The sequence below is a fragment of the Ureibacillus sp. FSL K6-0165 genome, assembly GCF_038004285.1.
In the GTDB taxonomy this organism is placed as follows: Bacteria; Bacillota; Bacilli; order Bacillales_A; family Planococcaceae; genus Ureibacillus; species Ureibacillus thermosphaericus.
The window spans coordinates 1,181,595-1,207,049 of record NZ_JBBOQS010000001.1; the positions used below are offsets into that span (position 1 = coordinate 1,181,595).

Genomic DNA, 25,455 nt, shown 5'->3' on the forward strand with positions numbered 1-25,455 from the left:
CGCTTAGTCGCAATTTATCTGCGATGAAAAATAAGTGACAGTCACAAAGATTTCCTGTGTGAAAAGCGTCAAACAATACAAAGCTCCGAGGAGTGTGAAGATGGGCTCCTCGGAAAACGTCTGATGAAACGAAAAAAGGCAAAAATAATCATCTATACAATTGAAAGGTGATTTTTTTTTGGAAATGTCCTAATAAGATTTTGTATCTTTTCCTTTTTGAATGGCTTGTTCTACCGCTTTTTTCGCGTTGTAAGCGCCAAGGGGATGAAACTCTTCTGCAATTTCTTCATGATGTTTTTCTTTATTTTTGGCTTCTAAACCTTCTCTTAAACGTCTACCATATCCTTCATCGGCAGCTTTTGCATAAGAAATCATTTTTTCTTGAATATCTTTTGGACAGATGGATAGGTCATTAACGAGATTGTTAATCAGCTCATCTTTTTCCCATTGTTCAAAATTACGGTATGTTTCTCCAGCCTGTTTAAAATCGTTTGTTCGATCAATCGATTCTCGCACGAGATTCCCTTCAATCATAGGCGTATATTCTTTTCCAACTTGTTCTGCTTCTTTTAAGCCTCCCATGCTTGAAGGTTCATAGTTTACATGCAAGTTTTGATTTGGGCCTTTATCATTATGATAACGCATGAATCCGCCTTCTTGATTCGTTGCAACCCGCTTCTTTGGAGCGTTTATTGGTAATTGCAAATAGTTAGCTCCCAGGCGATATCGCTGCGTATCAGAATAAGAGAATGTTCTTCCTTGGAGCATTTTATCATCTGAAAAATCTAATCCGTCTACGAGTACTCCTGTTCCAAAGGCGGCTTGTTCAACTTCTAAAAAATAGTTTTCTGGGTTTTTATTTAATACTAATCGACCAACCGGTAACCAAGGAAACTGATCTTTTGGCCAAAGCTTAGTACAATCTAGTGGGTCAAAATCAAGCTCAGGATGCGGCCCGTCCTCCATAATTTGGACGAACAGTTCCCACTCAGGGTAATCTCCCCTTTCGATTGCTTCGTATAAGTCTTGTGTTGCGTGGTTAAAATTTTTCGCTTGAATTTCTTGCGCTTCTTTTGTCGTTAAATTTTTAATGCCTTGTTTTGGTTCCCAATGGTATTTGACAAGAACTGCTTTTCCTTCGCTGTTGACCCACTTATATGTGTTTACTCCGGAACCTTGCATCATGCGATAGTTAGCAGGAATTCCCCACGGAGAATAGACAAGAGTTACCATATGAAACGTTTCAGGAGAATTTGCACAAAAGTCAAAGAATCGTTTTGCATCTTGTATGTTTGTCACTGGGTCTGGGCGAAAGGCGTGAATCATATCAGGGAATTTCATTGCATCCCGAATAAAGAAGATTTTTAAATTGTTTCCAACTAAATCCCAGTTGCCATCCTCAGTATAAAACTTTACTGCAAAACCTCGAGGGTCGCGAACGGTTTCAGGAGAATGTGTACCATGAACAACAGTTGAAAAACGAACAAACACTGGTGTTCTTTTTCCTTTTTCTTGGAATAACTTCGCTCTTGTATATTTAGAAGCTGGTTCATCACCTACTGTACCATAAGCTTCAAAATAACCATGTGCACCGGCACCACGAGCGTGAACGATGCGTTCTGGTATCTTTTCCCGGTCAAAATGGCTAATTTTTCCAATAAAATCGTAGTTCTCTAACGTAGCTGGACCACGATTCCCGACCGTACGAATGTTTTGATTGTTTGTGATTGGATGACCTTGTCGGTTTGTTAATGTATCATCATTTTCAATATTGGTAAGTTGTTTTTCTTGGTTGTTAGTCATGATGGTTAACACTCCTTATATTGGTATAATGATTGGTAAGATCATCGGTTTTTTCTTCGTTTTATCATACAAATATTGACCAACTTCCTTTTTGATGGCTTTCTTCATCGCAAAAATGTTCGGGTCTTTAAATGCATCGACAGCCCCTTTTGCGATTTCGTTAATATTACGAATAAGTTGTTCCGATTCTTTCGCATAAACGAACCCTCTAGAAATTGAATCAGGTTCAGAAATTCGGCTACCGTCCGACTTATTAATGGTGATGACAATGACAAGCATGCCTTCTTCTGAAAGTTGTTTTCTATCCCTCAAAACAATATCTTCAATTCCTTCTTCACCAAAGCTATCAACATATGCGTCTCCTGCTGGTATTTTTCGTGTCTGGCGAGCTTCCTGAAATTGAATATCCACCACATCGCCATTATTCAATATGAAAATATTTTTACGATCTACCCCAACATCTTCGGCTAATTTAGCGTGCAGATGTAACATGCGATATTCTCCATGAATCGGAATGAAGTATTTCGGTTTCATTAATGTCAACATTAGTTTTAAATCTTCTTGATAGCCGTGTCCGGATACATGCATCCCTGTTTTGCTAGCAGCACCGTAAACAACATTGGCACCTAGTTGGAATAAGTTATCAACGATTTTGGTGACGTCTTTTTCGTTGCCAGGGATTGGTGATGCTGCAAAGATGACCGTATCTCCAGGATCTATTCGAACATCTCGATTGCTATTCGTCGATAAACGTGAAAGAGCAGCAAGGGGTTCTCCTTGGCTGCCGGTACATAATACAACCACCCTTTCAGATGGCCATTGTTTAACGTCACGTGCATCAATAAGCAGCCAATCAGGAATATCGATATAACCTAATCTTTTGGCAACGCTGACGACGTTTACCATACTTCTGCCAAGAAGTGCAAGTTTTCGGTTTGTTTTGATTGTTGCCTCTACAATTTGTTGAATTCGATTTACATTGGAAGCAAAAGTAGAGATAATAATTTTTCCTGATGCATTAAAGAATGTTTCTTCGATATGTTTGCCTACTTCTTTTTCAGAAGGAGTTGATCCAGGTCGTTCTGCATTTGTACTTTCAGAGATGAGTAATAATACCCCTTCATCTCCAATTTTCGCCATTTTATGAATTTGTGAATATTGCTTATTCACTGGTGTGAGATCAAATTTAAAGTCGCCAGTATGGACAATTTTTCCTTCTGGCGTATTGAATACAATTCCTAGACAATCAGGAATGCTGTGGCTCACTTTAAAAAAAGTTGCTTGGATTTGTCCAAAATTCAATTCAGATTCTGAATGAATTTCAATCAATGTTGATTCCCGTAAAATTTTATGTTCCTTCAGCTTTAATTCAATTAATCCTAATGTAAAGCGTGTAGCATATACAGGAACATTGATTTTTTTCAATAAATAAGGGATGCCACCAATATGATCTTCATGTCCGTGGGTAACAATGATTCCTCGAATTTTATGTTCATTTTCTAACAGATAGGTAAAGTCAGGAATGATTAAATCAACACCTAAAAATGTTCGATCAGCGAATTTCCCCCCACAATCGACAATAACCAAATCATCTCCATATTCAATTACATACATATTTTTTCCAATCTCATTGATACCACCTAATGCTAATATAGAGAGCATATGTTTAGATGACAAAATCATCCCCTCAATCCATTAAAATTCTTTTAACAGTATTGGTTTTTCTTTTATTTCATATACAGTAGAAAAAAGAAAAAGCCTGCATCCTCTTTTAGTGAAGGATACAGGCAATAAATTTATTTATTTAATGCATTCATAATGGCATTAGGATTAAATCCAACAATCCATTGACCATCGATTTCTATTTGAGGAACCCCCATTTGTCCTGTTTTATTTACTAGCTCTAACATTAGCTCAGGCTTCGCTTCCACATTGATTTCTTCGAAAGGAATACGTTGTTGATTCAAAAAGTTTTTCACCATCACACAATAAGGACAACTATTTGTCGTATAAACTATGACATTCTTCAATATATTCTCCCCCTTTTTAATTTTTAAATACCCCTATGAGTATATTATATTTAATCGAGAAATATGTCTAATGAAAATGGAGGATTCAAAATAAATTTCGTTTACCGAATGGGGTATTTAGATAAAAATTCTAATTAACAATCATAAATAAGAATTCAGCGAATAGTATGTTTAATAACTAATAGAAAGATTGAAGTTTTGGTTAATGACTTTAATAGAGGTGATATTGAATGTCTCTCATAATATGCGTGTTGGAAATAGTTTATTTGTTTTTATGGATGGAATCTGGAAACAATATTTTTTTCTTTGTTGCATTAGGAATTTTCCTTTGGTGGATTATTGAAAGGCGAGAGGAAGAAAAACGCTATCAAGAAAAAATCGAAAAGGATACGATTGAAAAGTTGGAACGAATTCCCCATAACCGAAGAGCTGTATCAGAAGATTGTTTATCAGCTATTTTGTTAGACGATTATTCAAAAACGTTTTACTATGTGAAAAGAAAAGATGTTGAGTCTAACTTTAAAAAGAAAAGTTATGCATTTGATGAAATTTATGAGTGTGCCATTAGTGTTAACGATAATATCTATTCTTTAATATCAAAGGGTGGTATTCATGGATGGTCAATATTAAATGATGATGAAGAATTATATAGTGATGATGATGTTGACGAAGAAGATGTTATAAATAAATTAAGTTTAAAATTAATTGTTGATGATTTGTCCAATCCGCTTATTGAATTTGTGTTTTATGAGGACGAGCGAGGCATTGATACTGAATCAGAAGAATTTGAGGAAATTTGGGAAGAATGTAAAAATTGGCATAAGAAATTTAGTATTATCATTAAACGAGATCAGCGAGAAAAGGTAGCGGTAAATAGTTGGGTTCATCATTAATCTTCTCGTCTTTTCCAACAAAAATTACGAGAATGTAAACATGCGTAATCTTGATAATTATGCGTGAATAACAAAGCAATGAGAAACAAAGTAGCTAGAGATTGAAAAACTATAATAGTTTTATACAAGTATTGATAAGCGGGCCACATAATTTAATTATGGTACAAAATAAGGGGACATCTCATCGGTTTTTTTAGACGCCCCCAATGAATTAATAATGAATATATACAGCTGTTCCATTTGGTACAATGCTTGCCAATTCTTCCACGTCTGCATTTAACATCCGAACACAACCCCTTGAAACAGCATAGCCTATTGAACTTGGATCATCCGTTCCGTGAATTCCATAACTTTCTTTGGAAAGAGTTAACCACATTGTACCAAAAGGGCCGCCTGGATTAGGTGCTCTATTAACAATGACAAAATTTCCTGTTGGTGTTTCAAAAAGCATTCGTCCTACAGCAATTGGATAAGTTTTTACTAAGATGCCATTATTATATAAGGATAATGTACGATTATTTATTGAAATATCGATTTCATATGGAATTGTACTTGGATCTGGCAAACCTGGTATATTAATAGGCTGACCAATGTATAACAAATCCGGATTTGTGATTTGAGGATTGTTTTCCAAAAGTACTAGATACTCGATTCGATAATCTCTTGCTATTTGTACAAGGGTCTCACCAGGTCTCACATAATGAATCACAATAACACCTCCAGCCCTTAATAACTAAACACATATTATTCGTACCAGGTATAATCGGTGCTAAAAAATCAAAAAAGGAAAAAGTACAATAGGAATTGTCGCTAACTCAACAATTGTTGAAGAATAAAAACGACCTGGTATGCAATGTCTACCAGGTCATTATGTTGAGTAAACGAGGCGATCTCTTCCATTTCTTTTCGCATTGTATAAGTTTTGGTCCGCATGATAAATTGTTTCTATTAAATTCATTTCGCCCTTAAATTGTGATAAGCCAATCGAAACTGTGATGTTAACTTTCTCAACGGTGCTATAAGGGAAGGAAGTATATTTAATATCTTTTCGTATCTCTTCCAGTATATTTTTAGCAGTTATCAAATCCGATTCTCCTATATATACAATAAATTCCTCTCCACCAAAGCGACCAACGACTAAATTTTTGCACTCATATTTTCTTAATATTTTAGCCACTTCTACTAATACTTTATCTCCAAATAAATGACCATAAGTATCGTTTACTTTTTTAAAATGATCAATGTCGATCATCGCTATGTAATGATTTGGCTTTAAAGTATTTACCTTCTCTTCTACTAATTCATAGAACTTTCTTTTATTTACTAGTTTTGTGAGCGGATCTTCATCAGCCATTTTTTCTAGATGACTATTCAAAAATCTGCGTTGTCGATCTTGCATAATGAATGTATATAGAATGATTGAGGTAACAACAATGGAGGATACTCGTAATATTGCTGTGTCTTTAAAAATCTCCCATCCATTCGGTACGATAAATATAATAGGGAAATCTGAAACGAACCAGCATAAAAGAACAATAAATATTTTTTCTATATAGTGTTTTTTGATGTTTGAGCGATGGTGGAAGATAAGGGCGATGAACGTCGGCAATATCATGCCATACAAAATTCCTGGAACCATTCCATCTCCCCCCATGAAGAAGCGCCATGTAGAAGCAATTAATAATGCTGGTATTGCAATCCATCCTTGTAAATATGCTAAAAAGGCTAAAGGAACTAATCGCATATCGACGAAATAGTTTTCATTTAAATGGATTGGTAAATAAAAAAGTACAATTACACAAGTAGAATTTAAAAAGATTGAAATGACTTTCCTATAGAAAGGCGGGATTTTTTTTGATAATCCCATATGAAGGTCATGGTTAAATGCATTAATAAAATTACAGCTATATTGGAGAGGACAGACTGAATCAAAAGGGGTACATCCTTTCATAATGAACTCAACTTTATAAACCATCCATAATTTTACCACAATGATTATTTAATAAATGCATGTTCTGAAATTTTTCATTATTCGTTAAAAATATAAATATTTAGAAATTAGTACATTTTACATGCTAAAATGGATAAATAATGTTTGATTTTATAAATGTCTTTATGGAGGCGGCTATGAGTAAATATATTGGAGAAATAATGCTTTTTACTACAGCGATTATTTGGGGGAGCGGATTTGTGTTCAGCGCAATTTCGTTAGACTATTTAACCCCTTACCAAATACTAGCTGTTCGATTTTCCGTTGGTGTATTAATTTTAAGTTTTATATTTTATAAGAGGCTGAGAAACATTAAGAAATCGACTCTATTGAGAGGTTTTATATTAGGATTTCTATTATACTTGGCATTTCTATTACAAACGGTTGGTTTACAATATACAACACCGTCAAAAAATGCTTTCATTACTGCTATTAACGTTGTGATAGTCCCCTTTATTGCATTAATTATGGATAAAAGAAAAATCGATAAATTTGAAATGTCCGGAGCGTTCTTAGCCATTATCGGAATTGCTTTTTTATCGTTGCAATTATCAGTGGGGAAAATTAATATAGGTGATTTGCTAACATTGGGATGTGCTTTTGGCTTTGCTTATCAAATTTATTACACTTCCAAATATGTAAAAGATGAAGATCCAATCTTGCTTACCGTTGTGCAAATGGGAGTAGCAGCACTCTTTGCATGGATTTTTGTCATTGGAAAAGGAGAAATCTATTTCTCACTGGAATGGGAAGGTATTTTATCCACATTATATTTAGGAGTATTCTCGACGACACTCGCGTATTGTTTTCAAACGATGGCGCAAAAATATACGAGCGAAACAAAAACTGCAATTATTTTATCAACAGAGGCGTTATGGGGAATGGTTTTCTCTGTTTTGATTTTAAGTGAAGTATTAACTGGAAGAATGATTATTGGAGCAATTTTAATATTATTGGCCATCATTTTAGCAGAAACAAAGCCTGACTTTTTCAAAAGAAAGGCGATGGAGGACATATAAAGAATTTAAGGTAAACCTTTTATCTTTTGCTGGTTACAGCACTAGTTGTGATTCCAACAGTAACAATGGCCATAATTGATAACAGCAAGGTGCTTGCAGATAGTAAAAGCCCTCCGATCAAGACAATAATGGAGTCAATAAATAAAATAATTAATCCAACATTGATTTTTGTTTTGTCGCTGATGAATTGAGCTAGTAAGTCAGTTCCACCAGTGCTTGTGTCATATCTAAGCATTATGCCTATACCAAGCCCCACAAATATCCCACCAATGATTGCAGCAAAAGAGGCTTCTATGTCTAAGAGATAACGAAGGGGCTTGAAAATATCGATAATTACAGAAGAAGTTAGTAAACCGTGAACACTATTGTAAAAATATCGTCTATATTTGAACCATGCCAAAATAAAAATTGGCGTGCTTAACACAATGACCATCAATCCGATTTTGAGGTTAAAAAGATAATGCAAAATAAGGGATAGCCCGATAATCCCACCGTCCAATATTTCATAAGGTGCAAGAAAAAGGTTAATGCCAATTGCCAATAAAATGCTGCCAATCATAATAGCTAGTCCCTTTTGTAAATAGTACATGAACATTCCTCCACATTAGGACATGCACTATTGTATGAAAGGGAAAAAAAGAAAATGATAAATCATGTTGAAAGCAAAAAGACCCTCTATTGCTATGCCTTTAATAACGATATTCATTCGAACAAAGATTTTTTTCAATATAAAGTGCTCCATTTGGAAAAAAATATACGGAACATTACACGAATAATTAACTGCAAATTTAGCATGATAAAGGCATAACAATCTTGGAGGTGTTTTTATGGCTAATAACAATAAACGATTTACTCAAACTGGAACAGATATTGAAGAAGTAAAACGTCAAAATGCACAAGGAAAAAGTAGTTCAACTTTCGGTACTAATCCTCAAAAAGTACGAGAGGAAATAGCTCAAGAAGGTGGTTTTGGAAACCAAACTTTTGCTCAACCAAGTCAACCAGGTAAAACACCAGCTGGAACAAATATTCAACAAGTGAGAGAAGAAATTGCAGAAGAAAGTGGTTTTGCAACTCCAAATAAACCGCAACCAAATCCGACGCCAGCGAAATCACCAGCTGGAACAAATATTCAACAAGTGAGAGAAGAAATTGCAGAGGAAAGCGGTTTTGCAACTCCAAATTCGCAACCAAATCCGACGCCAGTGAAATCACCAGCTGGAACAAATATTCAGCAAGTGAGAGAAGAAATTGCAGAGGAAAGCGGTTTTGCAACTCCAAATTCGCAACCAAATCCGACGCCTGCTAAAACACCGGCTGGAACAAATATTCAACAAGTAAGAGAAGAAATTGCAGAGGAAAGTGGATTCCAACCGCAACAACGTAACAAAAAGAATCAGTCTAATCAATAAAATAAAAAACGCCTCTTCATTTGAGGCGTTTTTCATCATTTTGTACCATATAAAATAATTTATCTAAAACAAAATTTGTTAGTATGGGAATAGTAGGAAAAATTAGTAAGGTGATTTTTATGGAAAAACGAAAAATTATTGGTTTACAAAAATTAGGAACGCAATGGACTACAGAAAGCCCTTTTATTTTAACCGTATATCACAAAGATCATTATCCACCAGGCAACGATGAACAAGGGGTAGACAAAGAGAGGTTAGCAGGAAGAAACTTAGGGGAAGATTTTGAATTAAAAGATGGATTTCGTATGTATCATGGAAAATCAGTTCCGGGATTTCCCGCTCATCCCCATAAAGGATTTGAAACAGTAACGATTGTTCTTCAAGGTGTTGTTGATCATTTTGATTCTAAAGGTTGTTTTGGTCGTTATGCTAGCGGCGATGTTCAATGGCTAACGACGGGCAAGGGGTGCCAACATTCAGAAATGTTTCCGCTTGTGAATAGAGAACAGTCGAATCCACTTGAATTGTTTCAAATTTGGTTAAACCTAGACCGAAATGGAAAAAAGGCAGAACCGGAATATCGAATGTTTTGGAAAGAAGATATACCTGTAATTGAGAATCTTAACAATGGCAACAAAACAACAGTAAAAATTATTGCGGGTGAAATGTACGGCATCAAAGCATTAGAGCCAAATTTAGCTTCATGGGCAAGAGAAGAGTCGCATCATGTAGGAATTTATTTGATACATATGGCACCAGGAGCAACATTTACACTGCCTAAAGTATCAAGTACTATTAACAGGAACTTATATTTTTACGAAGGCAATACAATTCAAATTGAAGGGGCAACAATTCAAGCTTCTTACCGTTGTAAACTTGTTGGAGATGAAGAAATTGTTATCCACAACGGTAATACAAACAGCTCCTTACTCCTTTTAGAAGGAGAACCTATAAATGAACCGATTGCCCAATATGGCCCGTTTGTAATGAATAAAAAAGAAGAGATTTATGCCACTTTTGCCGAATATAATAAGACAAAATTTGGAGGCTGGAAATGGGATAGACAGGATCCCGTTAACGAAAGGAATGCGGGCAGGTTTGCCCAATTTGCTGATGGCACTATAGAAAAGCCTAAAGAGGAATAGAGAAAGGGTTTCCTGTTTGCGTTATAGCCTTTGCAGGAAACCCTCTATCATTTTGTACAACAATACATCAAGTTTTGCGGAAGTACCAATATGGTTGAGTATCGTTGGCTAATATTTGAATGGGATTGACTAATATCATGTCCCGAATTGCTAATAAGTTTCCAAGAATGACTAATATTTGCAGACTGGAAGCTCAAAATTTTTTCGTTGGCTAATATTTGGATGAGAATGACTAATATAATGCTCCAAATGGCTAATAAGTTTCTGAGAATGACTAATATCTGCAAACTGGAAGCCCCAAATTTTTTCGTTGGCTAATATATGGAGGAAGTTGACTAATATTGTGCTCCGAATGACTAATAAGTTTCTGAGAATGACTAATATCTGCAAACTGGAAGCCCCAAATTTTTTCGTTGGCTAATATATGGATGAAGTTGACTAATATCGAGCTCCGAATGGCTAATAAATTCCCTAGAATGACTAATATCCGCAGACAGGAAGATTAATAAAATTTCATATAAACTAGTAGAAAAAAGAGGAGCCTAGAAAACTTTCCAGACTCCTCCACCTCTACATCATCATAATATTATCTTTGCTTAAGTGTATAAACCAGTTTCCACAATTCTTATTGCAAGGGGACTGTCTAAACATCACTTTTTAGACAGCCTCTTTAACTTAAAGGGTTCTTTAAACTTATTTCAAAACATCATGATCAACATAACGTTCGCTGTTTAATTCGCTAATGACGTTGATTGCCACTTTTGCACCGTCGCCAGCAGTGATGATTGTATGGACACTCACACCTGCACAAGTACCTGCAGCCCAAATCCCTTCTACATTTGTTCTGCCTTCATTGTCCACATCAAAAATTGTTTTAACTCTTGGCTCAGTGCCAGGTTTTGTTGCTAATCCAACACTTTCAGCTAAGTCTGTTAAAAATCCAGTTGCAAGGATGATATGTTTCGCTTCCACTTCACCATTCTCATATTGCAATTTAAATCCTTTGTCTGTTTTGGAAATACCAGTTACTTTTGCTTCGATTAGTTCAGCACCATAGTTTTTCGCTTGTTCAATTCCCGTTTTCACTAATTCTGGACCTGTTATTTCTTTAACGCCGTAGTGATTGTAAAGCATTGCGCGTTTTGTAACACCTTGGTCGCTATCTAAAATAACTGTTTTTTTACCTGCCTTTGCAGTAAAAATTGCAGCACTTCCTCCAGCTGGTCCTGCACCGATAATGGCTACATCATACATTACAAGATACCTCCTTTTCTATATTTATCATTCTATCAAAATACAAGCATACTCTCTAAAAATTTGTCTATTTTTTCAAAAAATAGAGGGATTGTTTGAAATTTAATTTTTTGAGTATTACGATTTTATTGTCAACACTTATATGGTTTTTGGAGGGGATAGTAGTGGCAAGTTTGTTGTCAATTGATTGGGACTATTTTATTTCCGCTGAAAATCAAGAAATTACTTCAAGTGTTGAAAATAAAAGAACTATTCATGACTTATGGTACAAAAAATACTTCCAATACAAATCTTTTGGGAAAGATTTTGAAAAGTCTTTTTTTCTTTCAAAAGATGTCGATCAATTCTGGAATAAAATTAAACAAATTTTCCGATGGGATCAGCAAGTGAGAATATATGTGTCAGATTCTCATGCGTTATCTTACAAAATTGCAGAAAAATTTGAAGTCGATGAAGTATATCTATTTGATGCTCATTCTGACTTAGGCTATGGAGGACTTGCTTCCTTACAATTTAACGTTAACTGTGCAAATTGGCTTGGAAAACTTTTGCAAAATCGAATAATTCAAAAAGCATATATTATTTACAGTCCTTTTACAAAAGAAAAACCAGAATTTTTTAATGAAATTAATAAAGCTTTTAATATTCAATATTTGAAGTTTGAAGATTTATATGAAGGAATTAAAACGAATGTTATTCATATTTGTCGTTCGGGAGCATGGACTCCACCTTGGTTTGATGGGAAATTTGTAGAATTCGTAAGAGCAATTGGCTTGCCTTATAAAGTGTATCAATGTCCAATTAGAAAATGGAATCCAAATAATGTGACATTTGCTGAAAAATTGGATTATTTAATGGCGTGACGTTGATTTTGAATAAAGAAGCACAATCAACACATACTACAAAAAAGGAGTGTGTTGTTGATATGAAAAAAGAATCGCTTCCAGAATCAAAAAAGAGATTTGCTGAAATGCCTTATGAAGAAAAACCCGACCGCGTACCATCAGATAATATCAGCCTTTTTGATTTGCATGAAGACATGCAAACGGTGGACGCGATAGCGGTGGACGAATTAAATAAACGGGTAAAAGCTGAAGGAGATGAACTTTTAGAAGAAGTGTTTCGAAAAGAATCTCCTGATGAGAAAGAACATTTTGATAATGCATAGAGGTTGGGACATAAGTATTTTTCAACCTCAAAAATAAGGGGTGAGTTGTTTGAAACAGCTCACCCTTTTACAATTTCATCCAATTCATGAGGGTTTTACACCCCTCGTAGTGCATATTTTCTTAAATTTGTGGCCATTAGGGCAATTCCCATTTCAATTTTTACTTTGAATTTTCCTCGAACGGAAAATCGTGTGAATCCCAAAATAGCCTTCAGAAATCCAAAAACTGGTTCTACATCAATTTTACGTTGATGATAGATTTCGGCAGTTTCAGGCTCTGAAAGCTTTTGTTGTACATATGCTTTTTGTTGTTCCCATTTCAAATTTATACGCAATCTTCGATTCGTACTTTCTTTTGCTTTCGTACATAAATGACGGATTGGACAACCTGTACAATCTTCACACTCGTACACTTTAAATTGACGAACAAATCCAGAAGAATCCTTACGTGTCGAAACAAATTTAAATGAAAGAGTTTTTTGATTCGGACATATATAGGTATCATTTACTTCATCATATATCCAATTGCTTGGTTTAAATGGGTCATCCTTGTATTTTTTCTTCTGCTCTTTTTCATACATCCCATATTTAATCAAAGGTGTTCGTTCTCGTTTTATCATAATGTCATCATAATTCGGTTCACTACCATATCCAGCATCCGCAACTATATATTCTGGTAAATCAAAATACCGTTCTTCAATCGTATCCAAGAAAGGTGTCAATGTTTTCGTATCTGTTGGATTTGGAAATACATCATAAGCAAGTGTAAATTGATTTTCTGTTGCGATTTGGATATTGTAGCCTGCTTTTAATTGTCCATTTTTCATATAGTCATCTTTCATTCGCATAAATGTCGCATCGTGATCCGTTTTAGAATAGCTGTTACGGTTTTGTAGAATCTCCAAATCATTTTGATACTTTTCTTTGCGTGCAATCCAATCATTCACTTGCTTTAATATCTGTTTTGGTGTTTTCCTTTCACTACGTAGTCGTTTTCGTTCCACCGGATCTTCAGAAGCTTCAATTTTTGTAGAATAGTCATCGACTACTTTTTCAAGAGATGATGCTACTTCTTTTAGTTCTTCTACTGAAAGCTCTTCTTCATTTTCACGTTCAATTGCTGGTAAGACTTGTTCTTCAAGTAAACGGTCATAGACTTCATTTGATTTTTTAATTAAATTGGCATGATGCTTTTCGATCGACTTTTTCCATACAAATGTAAATTTATTTGCGTTCGCTTCAATCTTAGTACCATCAATAAAAACGGCTTTTTCATCTATTAATTTTTCTTCAATAAGTTGACAACGGAATTGTACAAAACATTGACGGATTAATTCTTGCATTTGGGGATGTACACGAAAACGATTAATGGTACGATAGCTTGGTTCATATCCTTGAGCTAGCCACATCATCCGAATGCTATCTTTTGTTAAATCTTCAATACGACGACCTGAAAAGACAGATTGCGTATAACCACACAAGATAATTTTTAACATCATTCGGGGATGATAGGATGGACAACCAGTTTCTTTATAAAACGGAGCGAAAGCTTCGTCTGGAATGCTTTCGACTAAATGATGAATATGGTAGGCAATATCATTTTCTTGTAATATAACTTCTAAATCTATAGGTAAAACTAATTGATTCATGTTATAATATTTAAACATAAAGAGGCTCCTTTCTAAGATTTTGTTGTGGTGACTTAATTTTATCAAAAGAGCCTCTTTTTTTGTTTATATAAATTTAAGAAAGTTAAGTTGTTCGACGTGGAGGCCGCGACTCCTGCGGGAACAGCACGAGCCTCAAGACCCCGCAGGTGCGAGGTACGAGTACCGAGGAGGCTTGAGCCGTGCCCGCGGAAAGCGTCGGCCGGAACGGAGAACAACGTTTTCCATAAAAAATCGTCACTTCATGAAAAATCATAAGTGACGATTTTTTATTAGCTAGGGTTTTGTCCCAAGCTCTTTTTTATTTACTTTAAAATCTCCATGGTAAAGATTACTACCTTTTAACTTTGTATAAAAATTTACAGAAATCACAATCTTTTAATCTTATAATAGAGTCAGACGGGGACTTTGAAAGGGGAAAAGATATTAATGAAACATTTTATCATTCTACTTCATACATTGGTTCTGTGTGGATTATTAATTTTAAGTCCTATTAATGTCCATGCAGAGAAAGTATTTATAGATACAGATGTGTTTAATGATCATTATGAAAGCACGAATTATTTAAATCAGTTAAACGTTTATGATTATATAGAAGGGAATCAATTTTATCCTAATCAAAGTATATCCAGAAGCGATGTTGCAAAAGTAATACATACATTATTCAAAGACCAGTTAAAGAAAATTAGGGATTATGAGGAGCAACCATTTATTGATGTGTTATCAACGAATCCTTACTATGAATCTATTATTTGGTCTTATGAAGTAGGAATTTTTGATGGAGATCATGGTCGTTTTAAAGGAGAGGAATCATTAAATCGAGCTCAATTAGCAAAAATACTAGTCAATACATTTAATTTACAATCTTCTAGTAAGACTCCATCATTTATTGACGTTCCTGAAGGACATTGGGCATATGACTATATTTATACATTATACGGACTAGGAATTACGAAAGGAAGCAACGGCTATTTTATGCCAAATCAACCTGTAACAAATGGCCAATTTGCTAGTTTCATTTATCGAACAATGCAAGTTACAGGATTAGATGAAATTTTAGCCTCCAAAGAACCTAAATTTAAAGAAAAAAAGCAACTAGCAAGTAAAAATGTATTAGCAACTTTCCCGTCAGAGTACGATTTTGTTTGGAATCAGATCGGAAAAAACGAACAGTTAGAGCTGGAGGGAGTCAATGAAAAAAATGAAGTTGTTGGTTTCTACAGCACAATTATAGGAAAGGAGTTATTTGACATTACAATTGGAGAAAGTGATAAAGAGGACGTCTTACGGCTTTATGGGAAAGGGATTGAAGCAATATTAAAAAATAATACGCCTTATATTTTAGCAAAAGATGATGGACATGCAATCTACTTAATTGAAGGTAAATATGTTACTTTCTTTTTTGATCAATTCCAAAGTGATGTAGTGAGATCAATACTTTGGATAGAAGAAGAATACGAGATGAAAAAAGAAGGTTTTTATGGTAATTATCGCGTGGAAGCTCGTCAAGAAGGCTTTGAAAATTTAATGGTTGAGCTAATGAATCAAGCGCGGGTCATTTTTGGAGTACCACCGCTAAAAAGCGCACAACAATATAGGGAAACGGCGAGAAAACATAGTATGGATATGGTCAAAAATCATTTCTTTTCTCATACAGGTAGCGACGGAAAAAATGCTCTAGAGCGAATGCTTGCTGACGGTATGAATTTTATCCATGGTGGAGGAGAAAACTTAGCAGCAGGTGCATATAACACGATTTATGCTCATGAAGCGTTAATGAATAGTAAAGGGCATCGGGAAAACATTTTATTTAAGCAATATACACACGCTTTTACGGGGGTAGCCTTTGATGGCACAAGGCCGTATTGGACAATCAACTTCTTTATTGCAAACGAATGATATTAGTTAGGTTTTACCTATCCAAATAATTGATTTTGATACCATTTCGTGCTACTTTCATTTTAGTCAAGAAATTTGTCTGTAAAAATAAAAAGTAAAGATGAAGAGAGATGAAGAAGCAATGAATCAACCGTTTTTACCTGTATTATGTGGTTCAGATATGAATGCCTATGGAATGGCACGCGCCTTCCATGAAGCATATGGAATAAAATCAATCGTAGTGGGACGCTCTCACTTAACAGCAACACAGGACAGCAAAATCATTATCTTTGAACAAGTGGACAATTTTAATAAGCAAGAAGCCTTTTTACCAGCATTAGAGAACATTGCAGAAAAATATAAAGATATAAAACTATTGCTTCTTGCTTGCGGAGACGATTATGCAAAATTAATCATTAAAAATAAGCCTGAATTGCAAAAGCACTTTATTGTTCCATATATTGATGAATCTTTAATGGATCAAATCTTATTAAAAGAAAACTTTTATAAAATGTGCGATAAATATGGCTTTAAATATCCAAAAACAACGATTATTAGCTATGAAAATTATAAAGAGTTTGAAATTCCATTCGATTATCCAATTATCATCAAAGCATCTAATTCTGTAGCCTATTGGGCATGTTCTTTCCCGGGAAAGAAAAAGGTATTTGTTGCCCACGATGAAAAAGAAAAAAATGCTATATTAGATGCTATTTACAGCTCTACTTATAAAGATCATTTAATTATTCAAGAGTTCATTCCTGGCGACGACTCTTATATGCGCGTTTTAAATGCTTATGTAGGAAAAGACGGGAAAGTCAAATTAATGTGTTTAGGCAATCCGATTTTAGAGGAGCATTCACCTGAAGGGATTGGCAGTTACGCAGCGATCATTACTACATACGATAAGGAATTAATGGATCGTGTACGTCATTTCCTTGAAGATATCGGATATACGGGCTTTGCCAATTTCGATATGAAATTAGATCCGAGAACTGGAGAATACAATTTATTTGAAATTAATTTGCGAAATGGACGTTCAAGTTATTTTGTAACAGCTGCTGGATATAATCTTATGAAATATGTTGCGGATGATCATGTGTTTAATATTAAACAAGAGTTAACATATGCCGATAACAAACATTTATGGCTTGTTATTCCTAAAGGCGTATTATTTAAATATACTACAAATGAAAAATTAAAAATTGAAGCGAAAAAATTAATTCGAGAAGGCAAATGGACAAACTCCCTATATTATTCATATGATATGAATGCAAAACGTTGGATGAAACTAACATTAAATAAATTAAATTATTACCGAAAATATAAAAAATACTTTAATAAAAAAGGTTTGGCAGAATAATGAAAAAAACTTTAGGAATTATTGGCGGCGTTGGCCCACTTGCAACGATGTTTCTTGGGGAAACAATCGTCCGCCTAACAAAGGCAACATCAGATCAAGAACACATTCATACGATTATTGACAATGATACATCAATTCCGGATCGTACAGCCTTTATTTTAGGTAAATCCAATCGAAATCCAGTACCCATTATTATTCAAGATGCGAAAAAGTTAGCAGAATATGGTGCTGATTTAGTATGTATACCATGCAACACAGCGCATACATTTTATGATGAAATACAACAAGGTTCGCCTATACCTGTTATTCATATGATTAAGGAAACAGCGAAACAGGCACGAAAACTTGAAGCGAAGAAAGTAGCAATATTAGCAACGGATGGCACCATTCAATCAAATGTTTATCAAGAGGCGCTGATTGAAGAGGGGATAGAGCCAGTCATTCCAGATGAAAATACCCAAAAACTCGTCATGTCCATTATTTATGATGATGTAAAATCGGGTAAAGAAGTTACGAGAGAACGGTGGAATGAAGTGGAAGATGCAGTTGTTGCGCTCAATTGTGACTACATTATTTTAGGATGTACAGAGTTGTCCGTTGTAAATAAAAACTTGCAATTAGGAAGTCGTTACATAGACTCATTAATCGTACTTGCAGAAACAGCAATTCGTAGCTGTGGATATGAAGTAAAAAAATAAAATGAACAGAAAGAATTCGCTTATATGAAGGCAGCCTCAATTGGGGAGGCTATAACTAGTACTTAAGCGAATTCTTTTTTCGTGAACGCTAATAAGGTTGCTATTTATTTATAAATAACTTGAACACTTTAGGAAAGAATGGATGTAACAACGGTTGATATTTTCCGAAATGTGGTAAAATAAATTTGGGAAGGTGGGAATGCTGATGTCAGCTATCAATTTATTGAATGAATCATTGCAAAAAAAGTGGAAATTTGAAACAACAATGAAAGTACAAGAGCAAATGATTCCAGCGATGTTGGAGGGAAAAGATATTGTTGCCGAATCTCCAACGGGTTCAGGGAAAACATTAGCTTATGTATTACCTATATTAAATAAAGTGGACGGTTCAAAAAAAAGCACGCAAGCTTTAATCGTCGCACCTTCTCAAGAATTGGCTATGCAAATTGTAGAAGTGATTCGAGAATGGATTGTTGGAACAGATATTACCGTCCAACAGCTCATTGGTGGAGCGAATATGGCTCGTCAAATTGAGAAACTAAAGAAAAAACCGACCATCGTTGTAGGGACACCGGGTCGATTAAATGAATTAGTAAGAGCGAATAAATTAAAATTGAGAGAAATCGAAATCGTTGTATTAGATGAATGTGATCAATTATTGAGCAGAGATTATCGGGTCATCGTGAAATCCTTTATTGAAGGAGCATCTCCAAACCGACAAGTCGTTCTTGTTTCAGCGACGATAACTGATGAGATTCGGTTAGTTGCTAGCAGAATGATGAAAGATCCTATCAACATTCAAATTAAACCGGAAGATATGGTAAAAGTGGGGAAAGTCGTTCACTCCTTTGTGAAAGTGGATGAGCGAGAAAAAACGGATGTGTTAAGAAGACTCGCAAATATGGAAGGGGTACGAGGCCTTGCTTTTATCAATAATTTGGATCAATTATTATTAAAAGAAGTGAAATTAAAATATAAAGATGCAAAAGTAGTATCCCTTCATGCAGATATGAATAAAGAAGAGCGCAAAAAATCTTTGGATAATTTCCGTAAAGGTGAAGCCCGCATTTTGCTCGCAACAGATTTAGCCGCAAGAGGATTAGATATTGAAGGGCTTACTCATGTGATTCATGTTGATTTGCCTCATACAGTTGAACAATATTTGCACCGTTCTGGACGTACTGGCCGAGCGGGTGCTGATGGAGAAGTGATAACGCTTCTTTCATATAAGGATGAAAAAAATTATAAAAAATTATTAAGAGAAGTAGGACAAAAACCTGTGCAAAAGATAATTTATAAAGGTCAATTAATTGAAGGGAATTCAAAAACCATCGCTAAAAAGTGAGGGAAAGTTTATGACATTTGAAGAAAAATTAGAACAATATGCGGAATTGGCTGTCAAAGTCGGTGTAAACATTCAAAAAGGGCAATATTTATTAATTAATACAACGACAGATACATTAGATTTTACTAAAATCGTTGTGAAAAAAGCGTACGAAGCGGGAGCAGGAAGAGTACATGTCAATTTGTCTGACCAAGAAATTACCCGTGCTTTTTATGAATATGGAGCGGAAGATGAATTTAGCAAGTTTCCAAAATGGATTGTTGCACAGCGGGATGAATGTATTGAACGGAAAGGGGCTATTCTTTGGATTGACGCAGAAGATCCTGATTTGTTAAGCGGGATTCCAGCGCGTCGCATTACTGCTCAGCAAAAAGCTAGTGGAGAGGCGCTCGTGAATTATCGAAAAGCAATTATGAACGATGATATTGCTTGGTCAATTATAGCTGTGCCTTCAAAAAAATGGGCTGCAAAAGTATTTCCAGACTTACCGGAAGACGAACAAATGAAGGCGCTTTGGGAAGCAATTTTTAAAACCGTTCGCATCGGTGAAGGAGATGCAGTTGAAAATTGGCGCAAACATCTTGCCGAGTTGGAACATCGAGCAAAACAATTAAACAGTAAAAAATATGCGAAGTTACACTATAAAGCACCTGGTACGGATTTAACAATTGAACTTCCTGAAAAGCATGTATGGTGCACTGGTTCAAGCAAAACGCCAGAAGGAGTTACATTTATTGCGAATATGCCGACTGAAGAAGTGTATACTCTCCCATCAAAATTCGGGGTTAACGGTTATGTAAGCAATACGAAGCCTCTCGTTTATCAAGGAAATATTATCGATAAATTTACACTCACATTCGAAAACGGAAAAATTGTAAAGGCAGACGCTAAGCATGGCAATGAATTGTTGCAGGAGTTAATTCAAACAGATGAAGGTGCTGCATATTTAGGGGAAGTGGCATTAGTCCCACATGAATCTCCAATTTCAAAGTCAGGCATTTTATATTACAATACGCTTTTTGATGAAAATGCCTCCAATCATTTAGCGATTGGGGAAGCCTATCCAACTTGTTACGAAGGTGGACGGGAATTAGAAGAAGGGCAATTAGAATCGCTCGGAATTAATGTTTCAGTTACCCATGAGGATTTCATGATTGGCAGTGCTGAGATGGATATTGATGGCATTTTGTCAGATGGAACTAGAGAACCGATATTTAGAAAAGGGAATTGGGCGTTTTAATTTCGGTTTGACCACATCTTTTCTCTATGAGAGATGTGGTTTTTTTATTTGGAATAAAGTTTTTCAGGTTGAGGATGAAAATTTTTGTTTAACGAAGTTGCAAGTATTAATACGAAAATTTTAAGTTGATGAAGAATTTTCCAAAATCGATAAGAACATATATTCGTAAATTTGGTAGTCACTCAATTGAACTCGTGTTAAAATAGATGCATAGCAAAAAGCGGAGGTCGATTGAATTTGAAAATTTTCCATACGGCAGATTGGCATTTAGGAAAGCTTGTGCAAGGGGTGTACATGACAGAAGACCAGCGTTATGTACTCAATCAATTTATAACAGCAATTGATGAAGAAAAACCGGACGTTGTTATCATTGCTGGAGACTTATATGATCGAGCTCTTCCCCCGGTGGAAGCGGTAGATTTACTTGATGAAATTTTTGCCGAAATCGTGCTGAAACGAAACGTGCCTGTACTTAGCATAGCAGGAAATCATGATAGCCCTACACGTCTTGAATTTGGGAGCAAATTGATGAAAGAGAGCGGATTGTACATTGTCGGCGAACTCGATCACCAATTAAAACCGATTATTTTACAGGATGAATTTGGAGAAGTGCATTTTCATCTTGTACCATTTGCAGAACCTTCCACTGTGAAAAATGTATTTCAATGCGAATCAATTCACACATACGATGATGCCATGAAAACTATCATTGAAAAAATAGAAGAAAATATGGATAGAACGAAGCGTCATGTGTTCGTTGGACATGCCTTTGTAACGCATTCTGGAGAAAAGGGAGAAAATACAAGCGATTCTGAACGTCCGCTCTCAATTGGAGGATCTGAATGTGTCAATGCTCATTATTTCCAGGCATTTCATTACACAGCCCTTGGGCATTTACACAAAGCTCATTACGTATTAAATGAAACGATACGATATCCGGGATCTCCATTAAAATATTCGGCATCTGAAGCGAATCATCAAAAAGGATTTTTAATAGTCAATTTAGATGAAAATGGACAAGTTTCTATTGAAAAACGAAATTTCACACCGAGACGAGATTTGCGCATCATTGAAGGCACCATTCAAGAAATTTTAAAACATGATTACTGTGAAGATTATGTATTCGTACGATTGACTGATTTAACACCAGTTGTAGGAGCGATGGAACAAATTCGCACTGTTTACCCGAATGCCATGCATGTGGAACGAAAAACGATTCAAAGAATTGAAAGTGCTGAAGAGAATATTAAAATTCAGCGAGAACAATTGGATGATATGACGTTATTTAAAGCTTTCCATAAAGAAATTTTAGGCTTTGAGCCGACAGAAGAAGCTCTTCAATTATTTGAAGAAGTATTGAATGAAATGTTGCGTGATGAAAGAGAAATGAAAGAGGAGGCGGTGACGAAATGAAGCCAATTTTATTAAAAATGACCGCCTTTGGACCATACAAAAATGAAGAAGTGATCGATTTTACAAAACTTCAGGAAAGAAAGCTTTTCGTGATTTCCGGACAAACTGGCGCCGGAAAAACGACGATATTTGATGCCATCTGTTTTGCGTTGTATGGTTTTGGTAGCGGTCAAGACAGGAAAGATACAAAAATGCTGCGCAGTGATTTTGCAGAAGATGATGTGCATACTTCTGTTGAATTTGTTTTTGAAATACGTGGCAAAAAATATCGTGTTTTGCGCAGGTTGTCCCATGTGAAAAAAGGAAGAAAAACACCAACTGGTGAAAAATATGAGTTGTTTGAAATACTGCCAAATAACGAAGAAATTCCAGCGGTGGAACGGCAACGAGTGACGGATATTAATGAAAAGCTTGAAGAATTGATTGGATTAACTTACGAACAATTTAGCCAAATCGTGATGCTGCCACAAGGAGAGTTTCGTAAATTATTAACTTCTAAATCGGACGAGAAAGAAGAGATATTAAGAAAAATCTTTAAGACAGATCGCTTTGTAAAAATGGCTGATAAACTGGAAGAAAAGAAACGATTAGCGGATCAACAACTAAATGAAGCAAAGGCATTAAAAAATAGCTATATTAATCAAATTGAAGGAACATTACCAAAACGAGAATCATTGTTGTTTACAATGCTTAGTCAACATTCCAATATTTATCAGATTCTAGAAGGATTGGCAGAAGAACAGCAATATTATCAGAAAAAAATTAAAGATGATGAACGAATGTATCGAGAAGCTTTCAAAAAACATCAAGAGGCATATGAAGTTTATGTTGCGAATAAAAAGTTAAATGATCAAATTGATGAATATGAAAGGAAAAAAGAAAAGCTATCCTTTTTACAATCTCAAAAAGACCATTATGAACAAATAAAACAAACAATCGATGCAGCAAATCGTGCAAGCCGAATTTTCCCACTCTATTCTTATCTGATGGAACTGGATAAGGAAAAACAATCCATCGAAAAGAGAATGGAACTCGTTACAAAACAGTTAGAAGCAGCAAAATGGACATTTGCTAAAGCAGAAGAAATGTTCAAGATGGAAGCAATGAAAGAGGAAGAACGGGAACAAGCGAATGAACGAGTAAATGAATTAGAAAAACTTGTCCCTATTTATGAGCAAATGAACGAACAAATAAAGCTCGTGGACAAACTGTTGAATGAAAAAAATCAATTGCAAACTCGCCTACAAAACATAGTAAAACAGATCGAAGAAAAGGAATGGGCTATTCAACAGTTGAGCGAGATGATTGAAAAGCTGGAAGAAGACACAGAATCATTGAATGAACTATTAGAACAGCAACGACTATTAAGAGAAATTGTAGATACCTACACAAAATACTTTGAGGTAAACGCTGAAGTCCATAAACTAGAAAACGAATGGCTTAAAGCGACATCTACCTATGAAGAAGTTCAAAATATATATGCTCAGGAAGAGGAAAAATGGTTGAATAATCAAGCGGCCATTCTTGCGAAGAGTCTCCTGCCTGGAATGCCTTGCCCTGTTTGCGGTAGTACGGTACACCGAATCGAACATACAGCATCAACTGAAACCGTTAATCAAACGGAATTGAAAAAACTGAAAGCAACATTAGATGAAGCTCAGCAAAAGAAATTTGCTGTTCAAGGGAAATTAGAATCGAAACGACATCAATTACAAGAAATAGAACAAAAATTAATGCAATATCATGCGCCATTAAAAGAATATCAAAAATATGTTCATCAATTACAAGATATAAATATTGCTATAAAAGAAAAAGAACGTCAAAAAGAAGTACTTACATTAAATAAAAAACAAATAAAAATTCTGCAAGATGAAAATGCACAATTAGTTCATTTTCGTAAGGAAATCGAACGTCAGTATCATGAAAAACATGAACAATACACGCAGAATAGTACGATTTTAGAGCAACAAAAAAAATTAATACCAGAAGAGATTAAAGACCTTTCCCAATTACAAGTTGCACTTCAACAAGCAATCAGCAATAAGCAACAATTAAAACAATCTTGGGAAACAGCCCAAAAGCAGTATCAGGAAGCTAACAAACAAGTTGTAATGAATGAAGAGGCATTTAAACAAATAACTGAACAAGTGAAACATATTCAAGTAAAATGTCAACAATCAAAGGAAAATTTCCATTCAGCTCTTCTACTAGCAAGGTTTACATCGACGGAAGATTTTCTACTTGCTAGACGTCCAGAACAGGAAATTGAAGCTTTACAAATGCAATATGATAATTATTCAAAGGAGCTTCATTTTTTACAAGTGCAAGTGAAAGAGGAAGCAGAAAAATTAAAAGATAAAGAAAAGGTCGATTTAACAGAAGCTGAAAAAGAATTGGAAGCGTTGCAGTTTAATTATGAAAAAGCATTAGATGAATTAAACTACTCGAAAGCTTGTGAAAAACATTGCATCGACTTTGCAGAGAAGCTTGAAAGACTTGCCAATAATATATTTCAAATGGAAGAAAAATCGAATCAAATCATAGAATTATATAATTTACTTCGTGGACACAACAGCAAAAAAATTTCCTTTGAACGCTATGTACAAATGGGGTATTTAGAGCTCATTACAGAAGCAAGCAATCTTCGTTTGAAAAATTTATCGAACGGTCAATATTATTTACAAGTTTCTGACCGATTGGAGTCCTACGGTAGGCAAAGTGGATTAGGATTAGATGTATATGATGCATACACTGGACAAGCAAGAGATGTAAAAACTTTATCTGGCGGAGAGAAATTTAATGCTTCGTTAAGTTTAGCACTAGGAATGGCGGATGTGATTCAAAGCTTCCAAGGAAATGTTCAAATCGAAACAATGTTTATTGATGAAGGTTTTGGCTCCCTTGATGAAGAATCGTTGATGAAAGCAATTGATACGCTCATTGAACTACAAAAATCCGGCCGAATGATAGGGGTTATTTCTCATGTGGAGGAATTAAAATCGGCAATGCCTGCTATATTACAAGTAGAAAAATTAAAAGAGGGCTATAGTAAAACATCCATTATATTAAAGTAAATAATGAGGTTGCAATCTTCATATAATTTGATAAAATGACATTGTTCCCAATAGAATATAAGA

General features: G+C 35.1%; 21 protein-coding genes. 13 read left to right on the forward strand and 8 right to left on the reverse strand.

From position 1 onward, the window contains the following. Positions 1 to 189 precede the first annotated feature (189 nt). The 3 genes from NST00_RS05810 to NST00_RS05820 form a co-directional block, all read right to left on the reverse strand. Positions 190 to 1,803: a catalase gene (locus NST00_RS05810; RefSeq protein WP_340709745.1), complete on the reverse strand. Its 1,614-nt coding sequence runs from the start codon at positions 1,801 to 1,803 to the stop codon at positions 190 to 192. 15 nt (positions 1,804 to 1,818) lie between these two features. Continuing rightward, a complete protein-coding gene (locus NST00_RS05815; protein WP_445329557.1) occupies positions 1,819 to 3,486 on the reverse strand; it encodes a ribonuclease J in 1,668 nt (555 codons plus the stop codon). A gap of 113 nt (positions 3,487 to 3,599) precedes the next feature. Continuing rightward, complete coding sequence (locus NST00_RS05820; RefSeq protein WP_016837924.1) at positions 3,600 to 3,833, reverse strand: glutaredoxin family protein; 234 nt, start codon at positions 3,831 to 3,833, stop codon at positions 3,600 to 3,602. A gap of 230 nt (positions 3,834 to 4,063) precedes the next feature. On the opposite strand from NST00_RS05820, the gene NST00_RS05825 reads away from it, so the two are divergent. After that, positions 4,064 to 4,726: a hypothetical protein gene (locus tag NST00_RS05825; RefSeq protein ID WP_016837923.1), complete on the forward strand. Its 663-nt coding sequence runs from the start codon at positions 4,064 to 4,066 to the stop codon at positions 4,724 to 4,726. Positions 4,727 to 4,937: 211 nt separating this feature from the next. Here NST00_RS05825 and NST00_RS05830 read toward each other — a convergent pair whose 3' ends face one another. Both NST00_RS05830 and NST00_RS05835 read right to left on the reverse strand, forming a co-directional pair. Beyond that, entirely contained in the window at positions 4,938 to 5,435 is a 498-nt protein-coding gene (locus NST00_RS05830) for a L,D-transpeptidase family protein (protein ID WP_016837922.1), read from the reverse strand. 159 nt (positions 5,436 to 5,594) lie between these two features. After that, a complete protein-coding gene (locus NST00_RS05835) occupies positions 5,595 to 6,593 on the reverse strand; it encodes a GGDEF domain-containing protein (RefSeq protein ID WP_168412213.1) in 999 nt (332 codons plus the stop codon). 260 nt (positions 6,594 to 6,853) lie between these two features. On the opposite strand from NST00_RS05835, the gene NST00_RS05840 reads away from it, so the two are divergent. Further along, positions 6,854 to 7,735, forward strand: coding sequence for a DMT family transporter (locus NST00_RS05840; protein WP_168412214.1), 882 nt, complete (start codon positions 6,854 to 6,856; stop codon positions 7,733 to 7,735). Positions 7,736 to 7,754: 19 nt separating this feature from the next. On the opposite strand, the gene NST00_RS05845 is transcribed toward NST00_RS05840, so the two are convergent. After that, positions 7,755 to 8,324 (reverse strand): YitT family protein, encoded by a 570-nt coding sequence (locus NST00_RS05845; protein ID WP_016837919.1) that lies wholly within the window; start codon positions 8,322 to 8,324, stop codon positions 7,755 to 7,757. A 238-nt stretch (positions 8,325 to 8,562) separates the two neighbouring features. Here NST00_RS05845 and NST00_RS05850 point away from each other — a divergent pair, with 238 nt between their 5' ends. Then, a complete protein-coding gene (locus NST00_RS05850; RefSeq protein ID WP_168412216.1) occupies positions 8,563 to 9,147 on the forward strand; it encodes a hypothetical protein in 585 nt (194 codons plus the stop codon). Between the two features lie 119 nt (positions 9,148 to 9,266). Beyond that, positions 9,267 to 10,292 carry a pirin family protein gene (locus tag NST00_RS05855; protein WP_016837917.1) on the forward strand — a complete coding sequence of 342 codons (1,026 nt, stop codon included), beginning with the start codon at positions 9,267 to 9,269 and terminating at the stop codon, positions 10,290 to 10,292. Positions 10,293 to 10,985: 693 nt separating this feature from the next. Here NST00_RS05855 and NST00_RS05860 read toward each other — a convergent pair. Beyond that, positions 10,986 to 11,546, reverse strand: a complete 561-nt coding sequence (locus tag NST00_RS05860; RefSeq protein ID WP_016837916.1) for an FAD-dependent oxidoreductase — start codon at positions 11,544 to 11,546, stop codon at positions 10,986 to 10,988. 164 nt (positions 11,547 to 11,710) lie between these two features. Here NST00_RS05860 and NST00_RS05865 point away from each other — a divergent pair, with 164 nt between their 5' ends. Further along, a complete protein-coding gene (locus NST00_RS05865) occupies positions 11,711 to 12,409 on the forward strand; it encodes a hypothetical protein (RefSeq protein ID WP_016837915.1) in 699 nt (232 codons plus the stop codon). 62 nt (positions 12,410 to 12,471) lie between these two features. Then, positions 12,472 to 12,714 (forward strand): hypothetical protein, encoded by a 243-nt coding sequence (locus tag NST00_RS05870; RefSeq protein WP_016837914.1) that lies wholly within the window; start codon positions 12,472 to 12,474, stop codon positions 12,712 to 12,714. Positions 12,715 to 12,809: 95 nt separating this feature from the next. Here the strand turns inward: NST00_RS05870 and NST00_RS05875 are convergent, their stop codons facing one another. Next, positions 12,810 to 14,381, reverse strand: a complete 1,572-nt coding sequence (locus NST00_RS05875) for an IS1182 family transposase (RefSeq protein WP_016839668.1) — start codon at positions 14,379 to 14,381, stop codon at positions 12,810 to 12,812. Positions 14,382 to 14,810: 429 nt separating this feature from the next. Between NST00_RS05875 and NST00_RS05880 the strand changes: the two genes are divergently transcribed. The 7 genes from NST00_RS05880 to NST00_RS05910 all read left to right on the forward strand — a co-directional run bounded on the left by NST00_RS05880 (position 14,811) and on the right by NST00_RS05910 (position 25,392). Then, a complete protein-coding gene (locus NST00_RS05880) occupies positions 14,811 to 16,280 on the forward strand; it encodes an S-layer homology domain-containing protein (RefSeq protein ID WP_016837913.1) in 1,470 nt (489 codons plus the stop codon). A 100-nt stretch (positions 16,281 to 16,380) separates the two neighbouring features. Beyond that, a complete protein-coding gene (locus NST00_RS05885; protein WP_339287926.1) occupies positions 16,381 to 17,622 on the forward strand; it encodes a carboxylate--amine ligase in 1,242 nt (413 codons plus the stop codon). Continuing rightward, positions 17,622 to 18,320 (forward strand): aspartate/glutamate racemase family protein, encoded by a 699-nt coding sequence (locus NST00_RS05890; RefSeq protein WP_016837911.1) that lies wholly within the window; start codon positions 17,622 to 17,624, stop codon positions 18,318 to 18,320. Before NST00_RS05885 ends, NST00_RS05890 begins: the two co-directional genes overlap by 1 nt. A 205-nt stretch (positions 18,321 to 18,525) precedes the next feature. Continuing rightward, entirely contained in the window at positions 18,526 to 19,665 is a 1,140-nt protein-coding gene (locus NST00_RS05895; protein WP_016837910.1) for a DEAD/DEAH box helicase, read from the forward strand. A gap of 10 nt (positions 19,666 to 19,675) precedes the next feature. After that, positions 19,676 to 20,905 (forward strand): aminopeptidase, encoded by a 1,230-nt coding sequence (locus NST00_RS05900; protein ID WP_168412217.1) that lies wholly within the window; start codon positions 19,676 to 19,678, stop codon positions 20,903 to 20,905. Positions 20,906 to 21,142: 237 nt separating this feature from the next. Then, a complete protein-coding gene (locus NST00_RS05905; RefSeq protein WP_168412226.1) occupies positions 21,143 to 22,318 on the forward strand; it encodes an exonuclease SbcCD subunit D in 1,176 nt (391 codons plus the stop codon). Then, the gene (locus NST00_RS05910; RefSeq protein WP_016837907.1) at positions 22,315 to 25,392 is read left to right on the forward strand and encodes an AAA family ATPase; all 3,078 of its coding nucleotides are present in this window, start codon (positions 22,315 to 22,317) and stop codon (positions 25,390 to 25,392) included. Before NST00_RS05905 ends, NST00_RS05910 begins: the two co-directional genes overlap by 4 nt. Positions 25,393 to 25,455: the final 63 nt, after the last annotated feature.